The sequence below is a fragment of the Cupriavidus cauae genome (assembly GCF_008632125.1).
Classification (GTDB): Bacteria; Pseudomonadota; Gammaproteobacteria; order Burkholderiales; family Burkholderiaceae; genus Cupriavidus; species Cupriavidus cauae.
In genome coordinates this window covers 54,885-73,821 of the sequence record NZ_VWRN01000010.1, presented here as the reverse complement: position 1 = coordinate 73,821, position 18,937 = coordinate 54,885, and the positions used below count along the sequence as shown (strand labels likewise).

Below are 18,937 nucleotides of genomic sequence, written 5' to 3'. Positions count from 1 at the left end.
GCATCCTCTTTGATGAAAAAAGGGACGTTTCGACCGAAACGTCCCCTTCCTTACCGCTGATTTCGCTACCGTCCGACAGCCCGGCGCGACGCTGGCAATCTCAATCCCAGGACAGCGCACCGCCCGTCTGGTACTCGATCACGCGCGTCTCGAAGAAGTTGCGCTCCTTCTTCAGGTCGATCATCTCGCTCATCCACGGGAACGGGTTTTCCTCGTTCGGGAACAGCGGATCGAGGCCGATCTGCTGGCAGCGGCGGTTGCAGATGAAGCGCAGATAGCTCTTGAACATCGGCGCGTTCAGGCCCAGCACGCCGCGCGGCATGGTGTCCTCGGCGTAGCGGTATTCGAGGTCGACCGCCTTCCTGAACAGGCCGACGATCTCTTCCTTGAACTCCGCCGTCCACAGATGCGGGTTCTCGAGCTTGATCTGGTTGATCAGGTCGATGCCGAAATTGCAGTGCAGCGACTCGTCGCGCAGGATGTACTGGTACTGCTCGGCGGCGCCGGTCATCTTGTTCTGCCGGCCCATCGCCAGGATCTGCGTGAAGCCGACATAGAAGAACAGGCCTTCCATGATGCAGGCGAACACGATCAGCGACTTCAGCAGCTTCTGGTCGTTCTCCGGCGTGCCGGTCTTGAACGACGGATCGGTCAGCGTGTCGATGAACGGGATCAGGAACTCGTCCTTGTCGCGGATCGACGGCACCTCGTGATAGGCGTTGAAGATCTCGGCCTCGTTCAGCCCCAGCGACTCGACGATGTACTGGTAGGCGTGCGTGTGGATGGCCTCCTCGAAGGCCTGGCGCAGCAGGTACTGGCGGCACTCGGGCGCGGTGATCTGCCGGTAGGTGCCCAGCACGATGTTGTTGGCGGCCAGCGAATCGGCGGTGACGAAGAAGCCCAGGTTGCGCTTGATGATGCGGCGCTCGTCTTCGGTCAGGCCGTTCGGGTCCTTCCACAGCGCGATGTCGCGCGACATGTTGATTTCCTGCGGCATCCAGTGGTTGGCGCAGCCGGCCAGGTACTTTTCCCAGGCCCACTTGTACTTGAACGGCACCAGCTGGTTGACGTCGGTGGCGCCGTTGATCACGCGCTTGTCGGCGGCGTTGACGCGGCGCGTGCTCTGCGCGGCCGCGGCGTTCGGGTTGTTGCCGAGGATGCCGGCGCCCGGCTGCGTCGCAGCGGGCGGCAGCACGCCCTGCTGGTCGGCGGTGGCAGCAACGGCAGGTTGCAGGGCGGGTTGAGGCGCGGGCTGCGGGGCAGCCTGCGGATTGGCTTGAACGTCGTCGTCCCAGCTCAGCATGGTGTTGGTTCTCCGTGTAACGCTCTGGTGAGCCGGCCCCCGGGGCCGCGCGCGGCGCGGGCCATCGGGTCCGGATCGGGTACCAGTATCAGGACCGGCACGCGCGCCGCGTGGCGCCGCGTGCCGGCATTGCCGTTATTGGCAGGCCTCGCACTCGTCGAACCCCGGATCGCCCGGGCGCATCGTGCAGACCGCGCCTTCGGCTTCGGGCATCGCCGGCGCCGAGGCGGCGGCCTGGTCCAGCGCCGAGGCCGAGGCACCGCCGGCGGCGGCGCCCGACGACACCGCGTTCAGCGAACCGCGCGACACGGTCGACTTCTCGACGTGCGTGGCGGCGATGGTGCGCAGGTAGTAGGTCGTCTTCAGGCCGCGGATCCACGCCAGCTTGTAGGTGTCGTCCAGCTTCTTGCCCGAGGCGCCGGCCATGTAGATGTTCAGCGACTGGGCCTGGTCGATCCACTTCTGGCGGCGGCTGGCGGCCTCCACCAGCCAGGTCGGCTCGACCTCGAACGCGGTCGCGTACAGGTCGCGCAGGTCCTGCGGAATGCGGTCGATGCGGGCCAGCGAACCGTCGAAGTACTTCAGGTCGGCGACCATCACCTCGTCCCACAGGCCGCGTGCCTTCAGGTCGCGCACCAGGTAGTCGTTGACCACCGTGAACTCGCCCGACAGGTTCGACTTGACGTACAGGTTCTGGAAGGTCGGCTCGATGCAGGCCGACACGCCGATGATGTTCGAGATCGTCGCGGTCGGCGCGATCGCGATGCAGTTCGAGTTGCGCATGCCGTGCTGCTTGATGCGGGCGCGCAGCTTGTCCCAATCCATCGTCGACGACTGATCGACCTCGAGGTAGCCGCCGCGTTCCTCGGCCAGCAGCTTCAGCGAGTCCTGCGGCAGGATGCCGCGATCCCACAGCGAGCCCTCGTAGGTGCTGTAGCGGCCGCGCTCCTCGGCCAGCTCGGTCGAGGCCTGGTAGGCGTAGTAGCAGACCGCTTCCATCGAGGTGTCGGCGAACTGCACGGCGGCGTCGCTGGCGTACGGCACGCGCAGCACGTGCAGGCAATCCTGGAAGCCCATGATGCCCATGCCGACCGGGCGGTGGCGCAGGTTCGAATTGCGCGCCTTGTCGACCGCGTAGTAGTTGATGTCGATCACGTTGTCGAGCATGCGCATCGCGGTGCGGATGGTCTTCTCGAGCTTGGCGTGGTCGAGCACGTGGCTGCCGTCGGCCTGCTGCTTCAGGTGGGCGACCAGGTTCACCGAACCCAGGTTGCAGACCGCGATTTCGCTGTCGTTGGTGTTCAGCGTGATCTCGGTGCACAGGTTCGAGCTGTGCACGACGCCGACGTGCTGTTGCGGGCTGCGGATGTTGCACGGATCCTTGAAGGTGATCCACGGATGGCCGGTCTCGAACAGCATGCCCAGCATCTTGCGCCACAGCTGCATCGCCGGGATCTTCTTGAACAGCTTGAGCTCGCCGCGCGCGACCTTCTCTTCGTAGCCGAGGTAGGCCTTCTCGAATTCCTTGCCGACCTTGTCGTGCAGGTCCGGGCAGGTCGACGGCGAGAACAGCGTCCATTCGCCGTTCTCCATCACGCGCTTCATGAACAGGTCCGGAATCCAGTTCGCGGTGTTCATGTCGTGCGTGCGGCGGCGGTCGTCGCCGGTGTTCTTGCGCAGCTCGAGGAATTCCTCGATGTCCAGATGCCAGGTCTCCAGGTAGGCGCAGACCGCGCCCTTGCGCTTGCCGCCCTGGTTGACCGCCACGGCGGTATCGTTGACCACCTTCAGGAACGGCACCACGCCTTGCGACTTGCCGTTGGTGCCCTTGATGTGCGAGCCCAGCGCGCGCACATTGGTCCAGTCGTTGCCCAGACCGCCGGCGAACTTCGACAGCAGCGCGTTCTCCTTCAGGCCCTCGTAGATGCCTTCCAGATCGTCGGAGATCGTGGTCAGGTAGCACGAGGACAGCTGCGAGCGGCGCGTGCCCGAGTTGAACAGCGTCGGCGTCGACGACATGAAGTCGAACGACGACAGCAGGTTGTAGAACTCGATGGCGCGGCCTTCACGGTCGCTCTCGTTCAGCGCCAGGCCCATCGCGACGCGCATGAAGAAGGCCTGCGGCATCTCGATGCGGGTCTCGTCGATGTGCAGGAAGTAGCGGTCGTACAGCGTCTGCAGGCCCAGGTAGTTGAACTGGAAGTCGCGCGAGGCGTCCAGCGCCGCGCCCAGGCGCGCCAGGTCGAAGGTCGCCAGCTTCTCGTCGAGCAGCTCGGCCTCGATGCCGCGGGCGATGAACTTCGGGAAGTACTCGGCGTAGCGGCTGCCCATCTCGGCCTGGGTCACTTCCTCGCCGAGGATTTCCTTGCGGATCGTGTGCAGCAGGATGCGGGCCGTGACCTGGCTGTAGGCCGGGTCCTTCTCGATCAGCGTGCGGGCGGCGAGGATGGCCGAGTCGTAGACCTGGCTCATCGGCACGCCGTCGTACAGGTTCTTGACCGTTTCCTTCAGGATCGGCTCGGCCTCGACGCCGCCGCCCAGGCCGGCGCAGGCGGTGTCGATCAGCGCGTGCAGCGCGACCAGGTCCAGCGGCCGGGTGACGCCGCCATCGGTCACGTTGAAGCTGACGCCGCCCTGCTGCACGCGGGCGACGGCCTGCGCGTTGGCGTGGCTGCGCTCCTGGTTGCGCTTCTCGCGGTAGAGCACGTAGGCGCGCGCGACCTCATGCTCGCCCGAGCGCATCAGCGCCAGCTCGACATGGTCCTGCACGTCCTCGATGTGGAAGGTGCCGCCGTTCGGACGGCTGCGCAGCAGCGCGCGCACCACGTTCTGGGTCAGCTGCTCGACCAGCTCGCGCACGCGCGCCGAGGCGGCGCCCTGCCCGCCGTTGACGGCGAGGAAGGCCTTGGTCATCGCCACCGAGATCTTGCTCGGCTCGAAAGCGACCACCGCGCCGTTGCGGCGGATGATCTTGTAATCCTGGTAGTTGCCAGCGGCGTTGTCAGCGGCGGGGCTCGGCTGCGCCACGGCGGCGGAACCGGCCTTGCCGGCGAATTCTTGTTGGGCCGTCTGCATGAAGCACTCCTGTTTTTTTGACCAGTGTTATCAACGACAAAGAGCCCCTGGAAAATGCGCAAAAAGAGACATCCCGTGCGCGGCGATGCCGTGCCGGATTACTGCCTTGCTGCATTCCCGTGGAGGGCTCTTGTGACGTGCCGACCCTGTGGCGCGCCGGTGCATGCGCTGGCGGCCGGCTGGAAACGCTTGACGCGCGTGGCGCGAAGGCAACCTGCCGAGCCCGTGGCGAACGCTGCACGCCTAGGTCGGCTCCCCGAAAGCACCACTAGATATAGTGGTCATAACGAAAAGCTGGACTAAGTATAGTGAAATGAATCGCGTTGACCAGTCTTGACAAGCGCTTCGGCAGGCCGCTCCGGCGCCACGCCGGACCCCCACCTCCCCGCCAGACCAAGCGGCTCAAGGCTTGCGGCCGTTTTGTCGGTTGCCGCACCGACGAAAGAATTTTTTTCGATGAGCACCGCGCTTTCGATAGCCCGCCAATATCCCGACCGATAGCCCCCGATAGCCCCGCACCGGCAGGGGTTTTCGGCTAGGCCGCCTCCCCGCCGCGGCGGTACGGCAGCATCGCCGGCGCCAGTCCGGCGCCTCGCGCAAAGCGCGGCCAGTCAAAGCACGGGCCGGGGTCGGTCTTGCGTCCGGGGGCGATATCGCTGTGGCCGGCGACAGCCCCGATCGGATAGGCGCGCAGCAGCAGCCGGGTCAGCGCCGTGGCGGTGTCGTACTGGGCCGGTTCGAAGGGCAGCGTGTCGCAGCCTTCCAGTTCGATACCGATCGAGAAGTCGTTGCAGCGCTCGCGGCCGAAGAAGGCCGACTGGCCAGCATGCCAGGCGCGGTCCTGGCACGAGACGAACTGCACCAGCTCGCCGCTGCGGCGCACCAGGAAATGCGCCGACACGCGGACCGCGTGGATGGTGGCGAAGAAAGGATGGCGAGCCGGGTCGAGCCGGTTCAGGAACAGCGCCTCGATATCGTCGCTGCCGAACTCGCCGGGCGGCAGGCTGATGTTGTGCACCACCAGCAGGTCGACCGGCATGCCGGGCGGACGCGGATCGAAGTTGGGCGACGGCACCCGGCGCGCGCCCTCGACCCAGCCCGCGCCGTCGAGCCGCAGCCGGGACGGAAGCGGCGCCGTCATGCGGGACCGCCGCGGTCGCCGCCGCGGTTGTCACCGTTATCGCCGCCCTCGTCGCCAAAACGGTCCCGGGATTCGGGCAGATGCGCGGCACGGCAGTAGTGCAGGCCCTGGTAGGCGATCGCCTCGCTGCGCGGCAGATGCACGCCGCAATGGGCGCACGGCACCATCGGCTCCTGCGCGCGGCCGTCGGCGCCCTGCCGCGGCACGCCGGCATCGGCCGGAGGGGGTTCGGCCCGGCGCGCGCGCACGCGGCTGCCCAGCCACCAGAAAATAGCCAGCAGGATCGCCAGCAACAGGAACAGACGTGCCATCGACGATGCCTTGCTTCAGAGGCGATGCAGAATCACTTCGATCACGAAGCGGCTGCCGACATAGGCCAGCAGCAGGATGCAGAACGAGGCGATGACCCAGCGCAGCGCCACGCGGCCGCGCCAGCCGTAGAACCGCCGGCCTGCCAGGATGCCGGCGAACATCACCCACGAGACCACCGCGAACACGGTCTTGTGGTCGAAGCGGAAGACCCGGCCGAACAGCTCCTCGGAAAACAGCAGGCCGGACGCGATGGTCAGCGTCAGCAGCACGAAGCCGGCCGCGATCAGGCGGAACAGCAGCTTCTCCAGCGTCAGCAGCGGCGGCAGCAGATCGAGCCAGCGGCCGAGCCAGCCGACCTGCTGCGGCGCGCCGGCGGCCATCGCGCCGCCCGGCACGTGCACGCCGTGGCCGCGGTTGAAGCCATGCAGCCGGCGCTCGACCAGCAGCATCAGGAAGGCATGGAAGGCCGCCAGCGTGAACAGCCCGTAGGCGACGTTGGCGATGATGAAATGCAGCTTGAACAGCGGCCGCGCGGCGTAGCCCAGGATCTGCGCGCCGGGGAAGGCCAGCGGCATCAGGCTGGCCAGCATCGCCACCGGGATCACGACCAGCCCCAGGCCCGCCAGCGAGAAGAAGAAGCTCTCGATCCAGTAGATGCCGACGCCGAGCCACAGCATCGCCGACAGCGCGAAGGCGAAGCCGAACACCATGCGGTCGGCCGGAAAGATGGTTTCATGGAGCAGCATGCCGTGGCTGGCGAGCACCGCCACCATCAGCACATGCCACCAGGCGGGCTGCCCCTCGGCGCTGCCGCCCGGCGTCGGGCCCGGCACCAGCACCATCGAGCCCGGCTGGCCTCCGATACCGGGTCCGCCCGCCGGACCGCCCGCCGTGCTGGCGGCCAGCCCGGCGTGGCGCGTCGCCCAGCCGTGATAGGCCAGCGCGCAATAGAGGAGTGCCGTCAGGGCATACAGTACAATCGCCATTCGCGCAGTTTACCCTAGCGCCTGCCGTGGTGATCGACGGCAGTGGCCGCGGCGGCAAGGCCGGACGGGCGACGCCGCGATGGACGCCCGGCGCCATCGCCCCCCGCCGGTGCCACGCCACGGTCCGGACCCGCGCGGTCGACGATGCAGTCGAAGCCCGGTCACCGGTCGGTCGATGGCCGGTCGACGCTCGGTTACCAGTCGGTCGACAGCCGGCCGATGGTCGGCCAACAACCGATCGATGACTGGCCGATAAGCGCGGCGGCGCGCCGCAACCCTACAAAGCCCCTCTCCGGATTTCTGCCATGCTGGACAATCTCACTCAACGCCTGGCGCGGGTCGTCAAGACCATGCGCGGCGAGGCACGCCTGACCGAAGCCAATACCGCCGAGATGTTGCGGGAGGTTCGCCTGGCCATGCTCGAGGCCGACGTCGCGCTGCCGGTGGTCCGCGAGTTCGTTGCCCGCGTCAAGGAAAAGGCGCTGGGCGAGGAAGTGGTCGGCAGCCTCACGCCGGGCCAGGCCCTGGTCGGCGTGGTGCAGCGCGAACTGACCGCGGTGATCGGCGGCGAGGAAGCCGTCTCGGCCGACGGCGCGCCCGGCAAGGCGGCCGAGCTGAACCTGGCGGTGCAGCCGCCGGCAATCATCCTGATGGCCGGCCTGCAGGGCGCGGGCAAGACCACCACGGTCGGCAAGCTGGCCAAATGGCTCAAGGAAAACAAGAAGAAGAAAGTGCTGACGGTCTCGTGCGACGTCTACCGGCCCGCCGCGATCGCCCAGCTCAAGACCGTGTCCGAACAGGTCGGCGCCGACTTCTTCCCGTCGCAGCCGGACCAGAAGCCGGTCGACATCGCCCGCGCGGCGGTCGACTGGGCCCGCAAGCACTATCACGACGTGCTGATCGTCGACACGGCCGGCCGGCTCGGCATCGACGAGGCGATGATGCAGGAGATCGCCGCGCTGCACGCCGCGCTCAAGCCGGCCGAAACGCTGTTCGTGGTCGACGCGATGCTCGGCCAGGACGCGGTCAACACCGCCAAGGCCTTCAACGACACGTTGCCGCTGACCGGCGTGGTGCTGACCAAGCTCGACGGCGATGCGCGCGGCGGCGCGGCCCTGTCGGTGCGGCACGTGACCGGCCGCCCGATCAAGTTCGTCGGCGTCGGCGAGAAGCTCGACGGCCTCGAACCCTTCTACCCCGACCGCATGGCCCAGCGCATTCTGGGCATGGGCGACATCCTCGCGCTGGTCGAGGAGGCGCAGCGCGGCGTCGACATGGAAGCGGCCGAGAAGCTGGCCAAGAAGATCAAGAAGACCGGCGGCTTCGACCTCGAGGACTTCAAGGCGCAGATCGGCCAGATGAAGAAGATGGGCGGACTGGGCAGCCTCGTCGACAAGCTGCCGGCGCAGTTCGCCCAGCAGGCCCAGGGCGCCAATATGGATCAGGCCGAGAAGCAGGTGCGCCGCATGGAAGGCATCATCAACAGCATGACACCGGCCGAGCGCGCCAAGCCCGAGCTGATCAAGGCCAGCCGCAAGCGCCGCATCGCCGCGGGCGCCGGCGTGCCGGTGCAGGAAGTGAACCGGCTGCTGAACCAGTTCGACCAGATGCAGAGCATGATGAAGAAGCTCAAGGGCGGCGGCATGGCCAAGATGATGCGCTCGATGGGCGCGATGAAGGGCGGCATGAAGGGCCTGTTCAACCGCTGATCCGCCGAGCGAAGCCCGATGGCGCCACCGACCGCGCCATCGATCGCACCAGCAATCGGACGCACCAATCGCAATACCGACCGCGGCACGCTGGCTCCCTGGCCGGCTGCCGCCGCAAAGAACACCGCCAGACCAGGACCGAACATCATGATGACTGCCGAACAGGCCCGCGAACTGTGGGCCAACTCCGAGGAAATCGTCAGCGCCCAGGCCGTGCAGCAATCGCTGGACCGCATGGCGCGCGAGATCACCGACAAGATGGGAGACCGCTTCCCGCTGGTGCTGTCGGTGATGGGCGGCGCCGTGGTCTTCACCGGCATGCTGCTGCCCAAGCTCGAATTCCCGCTGGAGTTCGACTACATCCACCTGTCCCGCTACAACAACAAGACGGTCGGCGGCGAGATGCAGTGGCGCGTGGCGCCGCGCGAGTCGGTCAAGGACCGGACCGTGCTGGTGCTCGACGACATCCTCGACGAGGGCGAGACCATGGCGGCGATCCGCCAGCGCATCATGGACATGGGCGCGCGCGAGTTCTACGCCGCGGTGCTGTGCGAGAAGACGCTGGCCAAGGCCAAGCCGATGCATCCGGACTTCTGCGGCTTCACGGTGCCGGACCGCTATGTGTTCGGCTGCGGCATGGACGCCAAGGGCTACTGGCGCAACCTCGGCACGATCCGGGCGCTGAAGGGCTGAGCCTGCACCGGCTCCGGAGGCGGTCCCGGCGCGGGAGGCGACTCCAGCCGCGGTTCCGGCTCCGGCTCGGACTCCAGCACCTCCACCGCACCCACGGCCAGAGCCGCAGCCCAAACCCGCCGGACGCCCCTCAGTGTCCGGCCGCCAGGATCGGCCACAGCGAGCCGAGCAACAGGACCGCCATCGTCACGTTGAACACGCGCAGCACGCGCGGCCGTGCCAGCCAGCGGCGCAGCGAGGCGCCGAACACCGCCCACACCGCCACGCTCGGCAGATTGATGATCGCCGACAGGCCGGCCAGCAGCAGCACGTTGAGCCACAGATTGGGGTGCAGCACATAGGCGCTGCACGCCCCCACCGCCATCACCCAAGCCTTCGGATTGACCCACTGGAACGCGGCCGCCTGCAGGAAGCTCATCGGCCTGGCCACCTGGCGGTCCTGCACGCCGCCGGCGGTGGCCAGCTTGTACGCGAGATAGACCAGGTACACGGTGGCCGCCACGCGCAGCAGCGGCCAGGTCCACGGCAGTGCGGTAAACAGCGAGCCCAGCCCGAGGCCGATCAGCGCGATCATCAGCGCGAAGCCGCTGCTGATGCCGAGCAGATGCGGAATGGTGCGGACGAAACCGAAATTGACGCCGGATGCGAGCACCATCGTGTTGTTCGGTCCCGGGGTGATCGACGACACCAGCACGAAGCCGCCGAAGGCGGCAAACACGGCAGAGCCTGCCGCCAGTTCCGACAGTGCCATGGCAACTCCTTGGAATGCAGGGGAAGCGGCAGTCTAGCGTGGCGGCCCTATACAGTACCGGTACAGATTGCCGGCCAATTACCGGCACAGTGCTGCTTGCGGTTCGGCACAGCTGGGGGGCGAATTCCGGGGGCGAATTCCGGGGGCGGATTCCGGGGGCGGATTCCGGGGGCGGATTCCGGGGGCGGATTCCGGGGGCGGATTCCCGGGGGCGGATTCCCGGGCGCGGATCGCGATCGAGCGCCAGGCGGCCCGGGCCGGCGTGCGTTCAGCCTTCCGCCCGATACGGCGCTTCCCGCAGCCACTTGGTGGCGATCCACTTCTCGCCCTGCTCCACCGGCAGCCCCGCGTGCAACGTGCGCTCGTCGAGGGCGCCGTCCTCGCCGAGATAGGCGAAGAACACCGCATTGCCCTGGACCGGATTGACGCGCAAACCCAGCTTCGGGAAGGCGGTCGCACCGCCGGCGGGAACGTCGTTCAGGTAGATCACCAGCGTCGCCATGCGCTGTCCGCCGACGCGCAACTGGCGCGCCTCGCCCGGGCGCTGCGGATTGAAGAAGTCGTAGTGCGGCTGGTATTCGGCGCCGGGCTTGTAGTTCAGGATCTGCAGCCCTTCGCCCTGTTCCACCGGGACGCCGGTGACCGCCGCGATGCGCGCCTCGAGCGTTTCGATCAGCGGATGCTCGCCGACCTGGAACATCGCGCCCATGCTGGTGCGCGCGTCGATCAGGTTCTCGTCGCCGGTATCGGGATTGACCACCGGCGAACGCGCCAGCCGGCCGCGGGACAGCGCGATCAGCGCCTCGCATTCGTCCGGCATCAGCAGCCGCTGGAACAGCGCGATGCGGGGCGATTCCATCGCGAACAGTACCGGCACGTCGCGGCCGTCGCCGGCGGGCAGCGCATTGGGGGCGGTGATGGCGGGGGTCGCGTCGGCGGCGGCCTGCGCAGTGTGCGTCGTGACTTCCGCAGCGGTCCTGGCCTTCGCGGACCGCGATGACGACGACGACGACGACGATGACGATGACGATGACGATGACGATGACAGTGACGATGCGGATGCCGCCGGCGATGGACCCGACCGCGCGCCGCGCGCCCCGGCTCCGGCGAGCGCGGCCTGCACGGTGGTCCGCGCGAAGCCCGCATCGTAGCCGGACTGGCACATCGACCGCACCAGCGCGTCGGCGCCGAAGCCCTGCGCGATATGCCGGGCCAGCCAGCGTTCGAGTTCGGGCGACGAGGTGGCGTAGCCGGTCTTGCCGGCCGCCGGATGCGAGCGGGAGGTCATGACGGATCGGACAGGCGGGTGGGCGGGAACGCGGCGGGGCCGCCGAGGGGTCGGGACGGCGCCGGCAGCAGGCGCGCGGCGGCATCGCCCGCACGGCCGGGGCGGGCTGCGGCCGCCAGCGCGCCATTGGACTCGGCGGCGCTCGCCACCGTGACCGCGACCTCGGCCTGCTGCCAGCGCTTCCACGCGGCCAGCACCGCGTTCGGGTATTCCGCGCGGCCGCGGCTGCCGTTGTAACGGCCCAGCGCCAGGAACAGGTCGCCGGACTCGCGGTCCAGGTAGTGGCGCAGGATCGTGCAGCCGTAGCGCAGATTGCTCTGCAGATGGAACAGCTTGCGCGCGTCGCCATCGCCGATGGTGCGCGCCCAGAACGGCATCACCTGCATCAGCCCGCGCGCGCCCGCCGTGCTGATCGCGTACTTGCGGAAATTGCTCTCGACTTGAATGAGCCCCAGTACCAGTGCCGGCTCCAGCCCGGCGCGCTTGGCCTCGTAATAGACGGTCTCGACCAGCTCGGTGCGGATCAACGGCTCGGGGATGCGCGGCTCGAGGCGGCGCGACATCTCGGCCACCCAGCGCAGATAGGCGTCGCGCTCGCCGGCGGAGACAAATACCGGACGGGCCGGACGCGCATCCGCGCTCGCCGCGGCCAGCGCGCCGCGCACGGCGTCGGCCAGCTGCTCTTCCCGCTGGGCACCGGCGTGCGCCGGGGGCGAAGCCAGCAGCAGCGCCAGCGCGGACAGCAGCGCAGCCGCCAGCATCGCCAGCCCCGACGTGGGTTCGGCAAACCTGCCCCGGACGCTGCCGGCAAACTTGCCCGGACGCATGCCCGGAGACTTGCCGGGAAGCGGCGCCGCCGCGATGGCGGCGCATCGCGGCGGTTGCATGGCCTCAGTCGGCCAGCAGCTTGCGCACATGCCCGACGATGTCGGCCACCGCCACGCGGCTCGCCTCGGCGTCGCGCCGGCCCTGGTACTCGACCTGGCCTTCCTTCAGGCCGCGGTCGCCCACCACCACGCGGTGCGGCACGCCGATCAGCTCCCAGTCGGCGAACATCACGCCGGGGCGCTCGCCGCGGTCGTCCAGGATCGCGTCGACGCCGGCCGCCAGCAGCTCGGCATGGATGCGGTCGGCCTCGGCCTTGACCGCTTCCGAACGGTCGTAGCCGACCGGGCACACCACCACTTCGAACGGCGCGATCGCGGCGGGCCAGATGATGCCGCGCTCGTCGTAGTTCTGCTCGATCGCCGCGCCGACGATACGGGTCACGCCGATGCCGTAGCAGCCCATCTGCATCGGCTGGGTCTTGCCGTTCTCGTCGAGGAAGGTCGCGTTCATCGCCGCCGAATAGCGCGTGCCCAGCATGAACACGTGGCCGACCTCGATGCCGCGGCAGATCGCCAGGCGGCCCTTGCCGTCGGGCGAGGCGTCGCCCTCGACCACGTTGCGCAGGTCCGCGACGAGCGGCTCGGGCAGGTCGCGGCCCCAGTTGACGCCGGTCAGGTGATAGTCGCGCTCGTTGGCGCCGCAGACGAAGTCGCTCATGTTGGCGACGGTGCGGTCGGCCACCACGCGGATCGGCGCCTTGGCACCGATCGGGCCCAGATAGCCCGGCGGCGTGCCGAAGGTGGCGACGATCTCCGCCTCGGTGGCGAAGCGGAACTCGGCCAGGCCCGGCACCTTGGACGCCTTGATCTCGTTCAGGTCGTGATCGCCGCGCAGCAGCAGCAGCCAGATCTGCGCGGGCTCGCCCTCGGCGCCCTCGGTCGCCAGCACGATCGACTTGACGGTGCGCTCGAGCGGAATGCCCAGCAGCTCGGCGACGTCCTCGCACTTGGCCTTGCCCGGCGTGGGCGTGCGCGTCAGCGCCTCGCGCGCGGGCGCGCGTTCGGCGACCAACGGCAGCGCCTCGGCAGCCTCCATGTTGGCCGCGTAGTCCGACTCGGGGCAGTAGACGATGGCGTCCTCGCCGGTGTCGGCGATCACGTGGAACTCGTGCGAGCCCGAGCCGCCGATCGCGCCGTTGTCGGCCGCCACCGCGCGGAATTCGAGGCCAAAGCGCTGGAAGATACGGATATAGGCGTCGTACATCTGGCGGTACGAGACCTTCATCCCTTCCTCGTCGCGATCGAAGGAATAGGCGTCCTTCATCGTGAATTCGCGCCCGCGCATGATGCCGAAGCGCGGCCGGCGCTCGTCGCGGAACTTGGTCTGGATCTGATACAGGTTCAGCGGCAGCTGCTTGTAGCTGCGGATCTCGGTGCGGACGATGTCGGTGACGACCTCCTCCGAGGTCGGCTGCAGCACGAAGTCGCGCTCATGGCGGTCCTTCAGGCGCAGCAGCTCCGGGCCCATCTTGTCCCAGCGGCCGGTCTCCTGCCACAGCTCGGCCGGCTGCACGAACGGCATCAGCAGTTCGACGGCGCCGGCGCGGTTCATCTCCTCACGGACGATCCGCTCGATCTTGCGGATCACGCGCAGGCCGGTTGGCATATAGCTATAGATGCCGGCACCCAGCTTCTTGATCATGCCGGCGCGCATCATTAGCTTGTGCGAGACGATCTCCGCGTCGGCGGGGGCTTCCTTGAGAGTGGAAATGAAGAATTGCGAAGCTTTCATCCGTGGCTTTCGGTTGGGACAGCGCGCGCGGCGCGGATCGATGGGAAAAGGCGTAAGGGGTAAAACAGGTCAAGGAAAGGCGGGCAAGGACCCGGGTGGTGAGACGGTTTGCGGACCGGCGAAAGGCGCCTGAAACGGCGCATTTCGTCGGGGAAAACCACCACCCCGGAGCGGCCCGGACGGACCCCGCGCTTCCTTTATAATCGACGTAATTCTAAAGGATTCGAGGTGCAGTCATGCTCGATCGTGAAGGCTTTCGCCCGAACGTCGGCATCATCCTCATCAACGCACGGAACGAGGTGTTCTGGGGCAAGCGAATCGGCGAACATTCTTGGCAGTTTCCGCAAGGCGGCATCAAATACGGCGAGACGCCGGAACAGGCGATGTACCGCGAACTGCATGAAGAGGTCGGACTGCTGCCCGAGCACGTCAGGATCGTCGGTCGCACGCGCGACTGGCTGCGTTACGAGGTGCCGGACAAGTTCATACGCCGCGAGATTCGCGGGCATTACAAGGGACAGAAACAGATCTGGTTCCTGCTGCGCATGGCGGCGCGCGATTGCGATATCTGTCTGCGCGCCACCGACCACCCGGAATTCGATGCCTGGCGCTGGAGCCAGTACTGGGTGCCGCTCGACGCGGTGATCGAATTCAAGCGCGAGGTCTACCAGATGGCGCTGACGGAATTGTCGCGCTTTCTGCATCGCGGCCCGCGGGCGCCGCTCAGTCCCTACGGCAACCACCATGCCGGGACCCATGGCAACCCCGGCCGCGCCGGCGGCCCACGCGCAGGCCGGCAAGGTCCGGGCAATGCGCCGGCCGCCAGCCAGCCGTCCCCTACCCTGACGCAGCCGGAACCGCCGGTCTGCGCGCAAACGCGGAGCACTGATGAATAAACCCGCCGGCTTCGGCCGACGCCGCGCCGGCAGCGCGACCCCTTCGGGTCTGGCTGCCGGGCTTGCCACGCTGTTCGCGCTCGCCCTGGTGAGCGCCTGTTCCACCAGCACAGAAACGCCCAAGCGCGCCGCCCAGCTGGAAGCGGAGGAGGCCGAGGAACCGGTCTTCCTGCTCGACCGGCTCGCCTCCAAGGGCTTCCAGGAGGCCGCGACCAAGCTGCCGCCGCCGCCCGCGGACGCCGACCTGCTGCCCTTCGACGTCAGCACCACCGGGCGCCTGTCGTTCGCCGTGGACGCCAAGTCCATCATGGTCGGCGAGGACGGCGCGGTGCGCTACACCGCGGTGATCACCAGCCCGACCGGCGTGCGCAACATCAGCTACGAAGGGGTGCGCTGCGACGTGTTCCAGCGCAAGCTGTTCGCCACCATGCCGCCCGGCAGCAAGACCTGGGTGCCGAACCAGAGCGCGGGCGCGGAGCAATGGCGCACGATGAGCACCAGCGTGCGCAACAGCTATGCGGCGACGCTGGCGTCCGAATACCTGTGCGACGGACGCGCGGTGGCGGGCAAGACCGAGGACATCGTGCGGGCGATCCGCGACGGCGTCGCGCGGCAGGGCGCGTACCGGTAAGGCGTATCGGTCGGCAGGAATGAAGACCGGAGGGCGCGATTCGCCCTCCGTCCGTTCAGAAAGGCCGGGGGCGGCAATTCGCCGTCCGCTCAGAAGGCTGGGGCGCTTCGCCTTCCGCTCAGACCAGCACCAGATTGTCCCGGTGGATCAGCTCGGGCTCGTTCAGGTGGCCGAGCACCGATTCGATTTCCGATGACAGCTTGCGGGCGATCAGCCGCGCCTCCGCGCTCGAATAGTTGGTCAGGCCGCGCGCCACCTCGCGTCCCTGCGCATCGACGCAGGCGATGACCTCGCCGCGCGCGAATTCGCCCTGCACTTCCACCACGCCGATCGGCAGCAGCGACTTGCCGCCCGCGGTCAGCTTGTCGACCGCGCCGGCATCGATGACGACGCGCCCGCGCAGCTGCAGATGGTCGGCCATCCACTGCTTGCGCGCGGTCAGCCGCCCGGTCGGCGCCAGCAACTGCGTGCCGATCGCCTCGCCGCCGGCCAGCCGCGCCAGCACGTCGGCCTCGCGACCGGATGCGATCACGGTATGGGCGCCCGACTTGGCCGCGCGCTTGGCGGCCAGGATCTTGGTCAGCATGCCGCCGCGGCCGATCGCGGTGCCGGCGCCGCCGGCCATCGCCTCGAGTTGCGGCGTGCCCGCCAGCGCCTCGTGCACGAACTCGGCGGCCGGGTCCTTGCGCGGATCGGCGGTGTAGAGGCCGCGCTGGTCGGTCAGGATCACCAGCGCATCGCCCTCGATCAGGTTGGTCACGAGCGCGCCCAGCGTGTCGTTGTCGCCGAACTTGATTTCGTCGGTGACGACCGTGTCGTTCTCGTTGATGATCGGCACCACGCCCAGGCTCAGCAGCGTCAGCAGCGTGGACCGTGCATTCAGATAGCGCTCGCGGTCGGCCAGGTCGGCATGGGTCAGCAGCACCTGCGCGGTACGGATGCCATAGCGGCCGAACTGGCTTTCGTAGACCTGGGCGAGCCCCATCTGCCCGACCGCGGCGGCCGCCTGCAGCTCATGGATCTCGCGCGGGCGGCGCGCCCACCCCAGCCGCTGCATGCCCTCGGCGATCGCCCCCGAACTGACCAGCACCACTTCCTTGCCGGCGGTGCGCAGCTTGGCGATCTGCGCCGCCCAGCGGGCGATGGCGTCGTGGTCCAGCCCCTTGCCATCGTTGGTGACGAGGCTCGATCCGACCTTGACGACGATGCGCCGGGCCTGCGCGATGACCGATTGGGTGGGCAACTCTGTCTCCTGAAGTGAGGTCGTGCCGGCGATGGGCCGGCGCGGAAATTCAGCGCGGAATTCGGGGCGGGTGGTCGAGGCGGATATCCGGGGCCGAAACTCGGCGCAAGATCAGCCTTGTTGTCCGTCGCGGTCGACGTTGTGCAGCCGCTCGTCCAGACGCACGTCCGGCTCGGCCAGCGCCGCGGCCTCCTCGGCCTTCAGCGCGGCCAGATGGTCCTTGATCGCGTAGACCAGTTCACGGCAGCCCTCGCCGGTCAGCGCCGAGATGCGGAACACCGGCCCCTTCCACTTGTAGCGCTTGATGAAGTCCTTGACGCGCGCCTCGCGCTCGTCCTCGGGAACCATGTCGAGCTTGTTCAGCACCAGCCAGCGCGGCTTCTCGTACAGCTCGGCGTCGTACTTCTTCAGCTCGTTGACGATCGCGCGCGCCTCCGCGACCGGATCGACGGCCTCGTCGAACGGCGCCAGGTCGACGATATGCAGCAGCAGCCCGGTGCGCTGCAGATGGCGCAGGAACTGATGGCCCAGGCCCGCACCCTCGGCGGCGCCCTCGATCAGCCCCGGGATATCGGCGATCACGAACGATTGCTCGTGGTCGACGCGCACCACGCCCAGGTTCGGATGCAGCGTGGTGAACGGATAGTCCGCCACCTTCGGCCGCGCATTGGAGACGTGCGAGATGAAGGTCGACTTGCCGGCGTTCGGCATGCCCAGCAGGCCCACGTCGGCCAGCACCTTCAGCTCCAGCTTGAGCATGCGGCGCTCGCCCGGCTTGCCGTCGACCTGCTGGCGCGGCGCACGGTTGGTACTGGACTTGAAATGCAGGTTGCCCCAGCCGCCGATGCCGCCCTCGGCCAGGCACACCTTCTGGCCGTGCTCGGTCAGGTCGGCGATGACCTCGCCGCTGTCCATGTCGGTGATCAGCGTGCCGACCGGCATGCGCAGGGTCACGTCCTCGCCGGCCGCGCCGTAGCAGTCGGAGCCGCGGCCGTTCTCGCCGTTGCGGGCGACGTGCTTCTTGGCGTAGCGGAAATCGATCAGCGTGTTGATGTTGCGATCGGCCACCGCGTAGACGCTGCCGCCACGGCCGCCATCGCCGCCGTCCGGGCCGCCGAACGGCACAAACTTCTCGCGCCGGAACGACGCGCTGCCATTGCCCCCGTTACCGGCAATGACTTCGATTCGGGCTTCGTCGATGAACTTCATGATGGTGATCCGTGATGGAGCGTGCCGCATCGCAAGGCCCTGTCAGGCGTTGCAGGCGGCGGGCGACGTTCGACATTGTCGCCAGAAAAGAAAAAGCCCCGCAAGGGTTGCGGGGCCTTCGTGCTGCAAGGCAGTGATCAGGCTGCCGGAACGACGCTGACCTGCTGCTTCTTGGCAGCGCCCTTGACGGCGAACTTCACGTGGCCGTCAACCAGGGCGAAGAGGGTGTGGTCCTTGCCCACGCCGACGTTCTCGCCGGCATGCACGCGGGTACCGCGCTGGCGGACGATGATGCCGCCGGCGTTGATGGCCTGGCCACCAAACACCTTCACGCCCAGACGCTTCGATTCGGAATCGCGGCCGTTCCGTGTGGAACCGCCGCCTTTTTTCTGTGCCATGACTTAACTCCTGTCGCTTTACCTAGTTGTCGCTCGATTTGCTGTCTCGTTGCCGTCCGCGTGGACTCAGGCAACGATCGCTTCGATGCGCAGTTCGGTGTAGTTCTGGCGATGGCCTTGACGCTTCTGGTAATGCTTGCGACGGCGCATCTTGAAGATCTTCACTTTGTCGTGACGACCTTGGGAGATAACGGTAGCTTTGACGGAAGCCCCGCTGACCAGCGGCGTACCAAACTTGATCTGGTCGCCAGCGCCCACTGCGAGCACTTGGTCGAGCGTGATTTCTGCGCCAATGTCTGCCGGTATCTGTTCTACTTTCAGTTTTTCGCCAGCAGCAACCTTGTATTGCTTGCCGCCGGTTTTTACGACCGCGTACATTGTCGAACCTCTCGATGTGAATAAACGCCCAAAAGCCAGCGCCGGCGCGGCTTCGCGGTGAAGCGAAGCGGCCAGGCAATGCGCTTTCGGCCCGGTTATCTCCCGCCGGCACGGACGCAACAACAGCAGTTCAGCCGGAGGAAACTCGGCATTCTATACGAGCAGCGGGAAAAGTGCAAAGAAAACAAACACATAGGCCCGCAGAGGCGGGCAACGCACTTGCCGAAGCCGGCCCTCAGGTCGCCTCGGCCAGCAGGAATCCGGCCAGGGCGGCGAACGCGACCCACCACGCAAGGCGGCGGGAG

Annotated in this window: 17 protein-coding genes; 4 read left to right on the top strand and 13 right to left on the bottom strand. The window is 67.7% G+C overall.

The genetic code is table 11. The annotated features are described in order from the left end of the window. Window positions 1–100 precede the first annotated feature (100 nt). From F1599_RS02405 to F1599_RS02385, 5 genes are all read right to left on the bottom strand, one after another. Window positions 101–1,303, bottom strand: coding sequence for a ribonucleotide-diphosphate reductase subunit beta (locus F1599_RS02405; protein ID WP_149316597.1), 1,203 nt, complete (start codon window positions 1,301–1,303; stop codon window positions 101–103). Window positions 1,304–1,438: 135 nt separating this feature from the next. Continuing rightward, window positions 1,439–4,378 (bottom strand): ribonucleoside-diphosphate reductase subunit alpha, encoded by a 2,940-nt coding sequence (locus F1599_RS02400; protein ID WP_150082130.1) that lies wholly within the window; start codon window positions 4,376–4,378, stop codon window positions 1,439–1,441. A gap of 535 nt (window positions 4,379–4,913) precedes the next feature. After that, entirely contained in the window at window positions 4,914–5,519 is a 606-nt protein-coding gene (ampD, locus tag F1599_RS02395; protein WP_150082128.1) for a 1,6-anhydro-N-acetylmuramyl-L-alanine amidase AmpD, read from the bottom strand. After that, complete coding sequence (locus F1599_RS02390; protein ID WP_150082127.1) at window positions 5,516–5,830, bottom strand: PP0621 family protein; 315 nt, start codon at window positions 5,828–5,830, stop codon at window positions 5,516–5,518. Before F1599_RS02390 ends, ampD begins: the two co-directional genes overlap by 4 nt. 15 nt (window positions 5,831–5,845) lie before the next feature. Beyond that, on the bottom strand, window positions 5,846–6,817 hold the full coding sequence (locus F1599_RS02385; RefSeq protein ID WP_149316593.1) for a cytochrome C assembly family protein: 972 nt from the start codon (window positions 6,815–6,817) through the stop codon (window positions 5,846–5,848). Window positions 6,818–7,122: 305 nt separating this feature from the next. Here F1599_RS02385 and ffh point away from each other — a divergent pair, with 305 nt between their 5' ends. Beyond that, the gene (gene ffh / locus F1599_RS02380) at window positions 7,123–8,526 is read left to right on the top strand and encodes a signal recognition particle protein (protein WP_149316592.1); all 1,404 of its coding nucleotides are present in this window, start codon (window positions 7,123–7,125) and stop codon (window positions 8,524–8,526) included. 147 nt (window positions 8,527–8,673) lie between these two features. Then, window positions 8,674–9,219, top strand: a complete 546-nt coding sequence (locus tag F1599_RS02375) for a hypoxanthine-guanine phosphoribosyltransferase (RefSeq protein ID WP_149316591.1) — start codon at window positions 8,674–8,676, stop codon at window positions 9,217–9,219. Window positions 9,220–9,349: 130 nt separating this feature from the next. On the opposite strand, the gene F1599_RS02370 is transcribed toward F1599_RS02375, so the two are convergent. The 4 genes from F1599_RS02370 to F1599_RS02355 form a co-directional block, all read right to left on the bottom strand. Next, a complete protein-coding gene (locus tag F1599_RS02370) occupies window positions 9,350–9,970 on the bottom strand; it encodes a LysE family translocator (protein WP_149316590.1) in 621 nt (206 codons plus the stop codon). A gap of 268 nt (window positions 9,971–10,238) precedes the next feature. Next, window positions 10,239–11,258, bottom strand: a complete 1,020-nt coding sequence (locus tag F1599_RS02365) for a 2OG-Fe(II) oxygenase (protein ID WP_150082125.1) — start codon at window positions 11,256–11,258, stop codon at window positions 10,239–10,241. Next, window positions 11,255–12,019 (bottom strand): lytic transglycosylase domain-containing protein, encoded by a 765-nt coding sequence (locus F1599_RS02360; protein WP_150082152.1) that lies wholly within the window; start codon window positions 12,017–12,019, stop codon window positions 11,255–11,257. Before F1599_RS02360 ends, F1599_RS02365 begins: the two co-directional genes overlap by 4 nt. Window positions 12,020–12,149: 130 nt before the next feature. After that, entirely contained in the window at window positions 12,150–13,877 is a 1,728-nt protein-coding gene (locus tag F1599_RS02355) for a proline--tRNA ligase (RefSeq protein ID WP_149316588.1), read from the bottom strand. A 236-nt stretch (window positions 13,878–14,113) separates the two neighbouring features. On the opposite strand from F1599_RS02355, the gene F1599_RS02350 reads away from it, so the two are divergent. Further along, complete coding sequence (locus tag F1599_RS02350; protein WP_150082123.1) at window positions 14,114–14,773, top strand: RNA pyrophosphohydrolase; 660 nt, start codon at window positions 14,114–14,116, stop codon at window positions 14,771–14,773. After that, window positions 14,766–15,404, top strand: coding sequence for a CNP1-like family protein (locus F1599_RS02345; protein WP_223819432.1), 639 nt, complete (start codon window positions 14,766–14,768; stop codon window positions 15,402–15,404). The genes F1599_RS02350 and F1599_RS02345 overlap by 8 nt, the downstream gene beginning before the upstream one ends. 118 nt (window positions 15,405–15,522) lie before the next feature. On the opposite strand, the gene proB is transcribed toward F1599_RS02345, so the two are convergent. The 4 genes from proB to rplU form a co-directional block, all read right to left on the bottom strand. Next, window positions 15,523–16,647: a glutamate 5-kinase gene (gene proB / locus F1599_RS02340; protein ID WP_150082121.1), complete on the bottom strand. Its 1,125-nt coding sequence runs from the start codon at window positions 16,645–16,647 to the stop codon at window positions 15,523–15,525. Between the two features lie 111 nt (window positions 16,648–16,758). Continuing rightward, entirely contained in the window at window positions 16,759–17,856 is a 1,098-nt protein-coding gene (gene obgE / locus F1599_RS02335) for a GTPase ObgE (RefSeq protein ID WP_150082120.1), read from the bottom strand. Between the two features lie 137 nt (window positions 17,857–17,993). Next, the gene (rpmA, locus tag F1599_RS02330; RefSeq protein ID WP_053822556.1) at window positions 17,994–18,254 is read right to left on the bottom strand and encodes a 50S ribosomal protein L27; all 261 of its coding nucleotides are present in this window, start codon (window positions 18,252–18,254) and stop codon (window positions 17,994–17,996) included. A gap of 66 nt (window positions 18,255–18,320) precedes the next feature. Further along, entirely contained in the window at window positions 18,321–18,632 is a 312-nt protein-coding gene (gene rplU / locus F1599_RS02325) for a 50S ribosomal protein L21 (RefSeq protein ID WP_006576525.1), read from the bottom strand. Window positions 18,633–18,937: the final 305 nt, after the last annotated feature.

Excerpts from the sequence above, each read along its gene's own strand:
- F1599_RS02405 (WP_149316597.1), bottom strand. The coding sequence starts at position 1,303 with ATGCTGAGCTGGGACGACGACGTTCAAGCCAATCCGCAGGCTGCCCCG.
- F1599_RS02400 (WP_150082130.1), bottom strand. The coding sequence starts at position 4,378 with ATGCAGACGGCCCAACAAGAATTCGCCGGCAAGGCCGGTTCCGCCGCC.
- ampD (WP_150082128.1), bottom strand. The coding sequence starts at position 5,519 with ATGACGGCGCCGCTTCCGTCCCGGCTGCGGCTCGACGGCGCGGGCTGG.
- F1599_RS02390 (WP_150082127.1), bottom strand. The coding sequence starts at position 5,830 with ATGGCACGTCTGTTCCTGTTGCTGGCGATCCTGCTGGCTATTTTCTGG.
- F1599_RS02385 (WP_149316593.1), bottom strand. The coding sequence starts at position 6,817 with ATGGCGATTGTACTGTATGCCCTGACGGCACTCCTCTATTGCGCGCTG.
- ffh (WP_149316592.1), top strand. The coding sequence starts at position 7,123 with ATGCTGGACAATCTCACTCAACGCCTGGCGCGGGTCGTCAAGACCATG.
- F1599_RS02375 (WP_149316591.1), top strand. The coding sequence starts at position 8,674 with ATGATGACTGCCGAACAGGCCCGCGAACTGTGGGCCAACTCCGAGGAA.
- F1599_RS02370 (WP_149316590.1), bottom strand. The coding sequence starts at position 9,970 with ATGGCACTGTCGGAACTGGCGGCAGGCTCTGCCGTGTTTGCCGCCTTC.
- F1599_RS02365 (WP_150082125.1), bottom strand. The coding sequence starts at position 11,258 with ATGACCTCCCGCTCGCATCCGGCGGCCGGCAAGACCGGCTACGCCACC.
- F1599_RS02360 (WP_150082152.1), bottom strand. The coding sequence starts at position 12,019 with ATGCTGGCGGCTGCGCTGCTGTCCGCGCTGGCGCTGCTGCTGGCTTCG.
- F1599_RS02355 (WP_149316588.1), bottom strand. The coding sequence starts at position 13,877 with ATGAAAGCTTCGCAATTCTTCATTTCCACTCTCAAGGAAGCCCCCGCC.
- F1599_RS02350 (WP_150082123.1), top strand. The coding sequence starts at position 14,114 with ATGCTCGATCGTGAAGGCTTTCGCCCGAACGTCGGCATCATCCTCATC.
- F1599_RS02345 (WP_223819432.1), top strand. The coding sequence starts at position 14,766 with ATGAATAAACCCGCCGGCTTCGGCCGACGCCGCGCCGGCAGCGCGACC.
- obgE (WP_150082120.1), bottom strand. The coding sequence starts at position 17,856 with ATGAAGTTCATCGACGAAGCCCGAATCGAAGTCATTGCCGGTAACGGG.
- rpmA (WP_053822556.1), bottom strand. The coding sequence starts at position 18,254 with ATGGCACAGAAAAAAGGCGGCGGTTCCACACGGAACGGCCGCGATTCC.
- rplU (WP_006576525.1), bottom strand. The coding sequence starts at position 18,632 with ATGTACGCGGTCGTAAAAACCGGCGGCAAGCAATACAAGGTTGCTGCT.